Source organism: Mongoliibacter sp. (assembly GCF_007692705.1).
Lineage (GTDB): Bacteria > Bacteroidota > Bacteroidia > Cytophagales > Cyclobacteriaceae > Mongoliibacter.
Genome location: NZ_REBN01000033.1, coordinates 1 through 3,902 on the forward strand (window position 1 = coordinate 1; position 3,902 = coordinate 3,902).

The 3,902-nt window shown below is 40.6% G+C and carries 2 protein-coding genes; one reads left to right on the forward strand and one right to left on the reverse strand.

The window, feature by feature from the left end; translation table 11 throughout:
- Nucleotides 1–98: 98 nt before the first annotated feature.
- Entirely contained in the window at nt 99–692 is a 594-nt protein-coding gene (locus tag EA341_RS00485; protein ID WP_293010719.1) for a hypothetical protein, read from the reverse strand.
- A gap of 464 nt (nt 693–1,156) precedes the next feature.
- Between EA341_RS00485 and EA341_RS00490 the strand changes: the two genes are divergently transcribed.
- On the forward strand, nt 1,157–3,772 hold the full coding sequence (locus tag EA341_RS00490; protein ID WP_293010720.1) for a DUF5686 and carboxypeptidase regulatory-like domain-containing protein: 2,616 nt from the start codon (nt 1,157–1,159) through the stop codon (nt 3,770–3,772).
- Nucleotides 3,773–3,902: the final 130 nt, after the last annotated feature.

A 3,902-nucleotide genomic window follows, 5' to 3' on the forward strand; every position in this document is an offset into this window, starting at 1 on the left:
ATCTGCGGCTATCAGCGGAATCTGCGGGACAATCTCTCTTTTCAAGGAATTTCTACCTCCGCCGTTCGTGTCTTCACGAATGGCTTTTATGGCCAGCCCTAACTCATGATCAAACCATCGGCGATCAGGTCCTTTTTGATCCTGTTCAGCAGCCTTCTTGCGGTCCCCTTTTGATTAAGATTCCCAGGATTGTAATACCCAAAGCCCGTCCAAAGTGGATCTTCCTGGTTTTTATCAAACAAAAAAACCTGAAAATTTCTACGAAGCACTTCCCCAAGAGCATCATTGTTTTTCATATTAATCAGCAACACATATTCCAAATTGGGCTGATCCAGCCCTTTCTGAAAATCGGCAAAACTATATTCCTTGTGGGTATCGAAAATTCTTCGGTAATCAAAAGCCAAAGTGGGTGAAAAAATATTCCAAGAAACATCTGACATATTATCCCTGAAACGCTGATGTTCAAGGTTATTGAATTTACCTTTCAAGGCTTTATTGTAATGTTCTTCGTCCAAGACCGTAATTTCATCTCCATATTCCACGAACAACACAAGGAAATTATCCACAGGTTTTTCGGGCACATTCAGTTTCTTGGTGTTGATAGCCCTTTGGAAATTGGTACAGGAAACCAAAACGGAGAGGACTAGAAAAAAACTAATGAGAAAGCTAATTCTTGAATGGTAAGTTTTCATCAGCGCTTGGATTTAGTTAAGACTTTAATAAATCAGACGAAAAACTAATGATTAGGTTCAAAATAATATTCTACCCTAAGAAAATCTGTAGAATTTTTATTAATCAAGTGAAGTAATAGTGAAATAAAAAGGTGTAAATCAGCCCTTTACTTATTTAGTGATTTTCTTACAAGAGCATTAAAACCCACCCATAAAATCAACAGGTAGTTAGTCGATTGACTTACACAAAGTTTTTAAAGCTCAATTCAGCTTAAATGTAACTGGTAATTGGCAGAATGTTTCCTGTCTTTCCCTTCCTATATGGGCAGGAAGCCAGTTCGGCATTACCTAACCAAAAGTAAAAAGTTAAATCTTCTCAAAAACTATTAGTTTTTAATTACGTTTGAAAGCATTGTGTTATTTTTCAGGCATATTTAACTCAAATGAAAAATTCGGTTTTCAAAGCTTACTTTCGATCATTGCTTATGATCATATTTTTCGCATCAAGCCAACAACTTTTTGCTCAGGGTATTAAAGGAAAGGTAAGTAACTCATCAGGTGAAGCTTTGCCATTTGCTTCCATTTATATCAGAAACACAGGTGACGGTGTACCTGCCAATCAAAATGGTGAATATGAAATCAAACTCAAAGCTGGCCTTTATGATGTAGTCGCTCAATTCCTCGGCTATGCTACTCAGGTCAAGACGGTTGAAGTAAAAGATACTTGGGCTACACTGGATTTCCAGTTAGAGGAGCAAACCTATGCCCTTCAAGAGGTTGAAGTCAAGACAGGTCAGGAAGATCCCGCTTTGACCATCATGCGAAAAGCTATCTCCAAAGCCAAATTCCATAGGCTTCAGGTACAGGAATACAGTATGATGGTCTATTTGAAAGGTACCGGAAAACTGACCAATGCTCCATTTTTCCTTAAAAAAGAAATAGAAAAAGACGGGTTCAAGTTAAACGAAGCTTACACCTCCGAATCCGTTTCAAAAATCCACTTCCAGCAACCCAACAAAGTAGAAGAAACAGTCATCAGTATCCGCACAAGCGGAGACAATAACCAAACTTCCCCCGCGCCTTACATTGCCACCAGTTTTTATAATCCCAAAATCAATGAGGCTGTATCTCCGCTGGCACCTTCGGCTTTTGCCTATTACAAATTCAAGTATGAAGGTTCCTTCGTAGAAAATGATGTTATGATCAACAAAATAAGGGTTACCCCAAGGTCTCGCGGCGAACGGGTTTTTGAAGGACATATTTACATCATCGAAAACATTTGGGCAATTCACAGTTTGGACCTTAAAACCTCTCTATTGGGATTCCAAATAGGAGTACAACAGCTTTTTCAGCCAGTAGCAGAAAACGTGTGGATGCCCTCCACCCATACCTATACTTTTGGAGGTAAGTTCTTTGGGTTTGCAGGGGAGTTCAAATACCTGGCTTCTACCCGAGAATATGACATCACACTCAACCCTGACCTCATTAGCGAAACCAAAATCATCGATGAAAAGGTAGAAGAGGTCCCACAAGACATCAAATTGGATAAAAGTCTCTCTACCATGGAGCAGATGGCCCAATCTGATAAACTCACTAGAAAGGATTTCCGGAAACTGGTCAATGAGTATGAAAAAGAAGCCCTAAAGGAAAGGGAAGATGTAGAAGTGATATCCGAAAGGACTTACAAGGTAGATTCTCTTGCAAGTAAAAGAAGCTTGAGTTATTGGGACAGTATACGTCCTGTGAAGCTTACCGAAGAGGAGATTAGGGGATATCAAAGAGACGATAGCCTTGCAGTGGTGGAAGCTGCCAAAGAGTCAAAAGTGGATTCTGTAGCCAGAAAAGCAAGAAGAAAATTCCAACCCCTTGATGTGGTCACAGGAGGTAGTTACAATTTCGGAGGGGGCAGGAGACTAGGCTTCCGCAATAACCTGACTAAGTTTTCTTTCAATACGGTGGAAGGTTTCAAAGTAGGACTTGGTGCTTACTACAGAATTTCAAGTTCTGAAAAAATGGCTGACTCGGTAAGCAGGCATACCAGGTCTTTGACATTCAGCCCCGAGTTCCGCTATGGATTTGCCAGCAAACAGTCCTATGGAACATTGGATATCCGAAGGGCCATTACCAAAGAGGAAATGGGATTGACCTTTGGAGCAACTGCTGGTTCCTATATTTACCAATTTAATGGAGACAATCCTATTCAGGAACAAGTCAATGCACTATACTCCCTATTGCTCAGGCAGAATTACATGAAACTCTATGAACAGGATTTCGCCAAAGCCTACTTGTACCACCGGGTCAATGACAAGGTGACTTACAGGTCTACTTTCAGCTATGCCAACAGGCGGGAACTGTTCAATAATACGGATTACAGTTTTTACAACAGGCCTGAACGTGTTTACACTCCAAACAGGCCTGAAAATGTAGAAGCTACAGATGTCAATTTCGAAAACAGTCAAGCACTCACATTTGAAGGTTCACTGGAATGGAGGCCAGGGATGAAATATTACATCAGGAATGGAAGAAAAAGACCTATCTATGAATCAGCCCCATTGGTCAACTTGAAATACGCTAAGGCTTTTGGTGGTTTACTCAATTCCCCGAATGCTGCCAATTTTGATATGGTGGAAGCCAATCTGGAACACTTCTTCAATTTTGGGGTAAGTGGTAAATTGAACTTCAACCTGACTGCAGGTGCTTTTTTCAACAATTCCCAGGTGTATTTTATGGATTTCAAGCACTTTGGAGGCAACAGGACCATATTTGCCAATATGGGCGTAGCGGATAATTTCCGCTTTTTGGACTACTATCAGTATTCCACGCAAAGCCAATACGTCAGTGCCATTGTCCATTACCAGTTCAGGAAATTTTTACTCACCCAGCTACCCATGCTAAGGTTTTCGGGAGTGAGGGAAAATATATTCTTCAATTACCTCAAAACAGCTGAGTCACCTCATTATTGGGAGGTGGGCTATTCATTGGATAACCTGTTCCGGATTTTCCGACTTGAAATGGGAGCAGGATTTGAAAACAGCAATTACCAAAGGTCAGGCGTGAGGGTTGGGATTGCCAGCTTTATCAATATCAGTATGGGGGATTGATCTTGAGAGATGCGAGAGGCTAGAAAGGAGGAAGGATGAGGGAGGAAGGACGAAAGGGACGTATAATATCAATGAGTAAGAAATTATGAATGAAAAATTAATAATTTAAAATGAACCACAGAGAAAATCA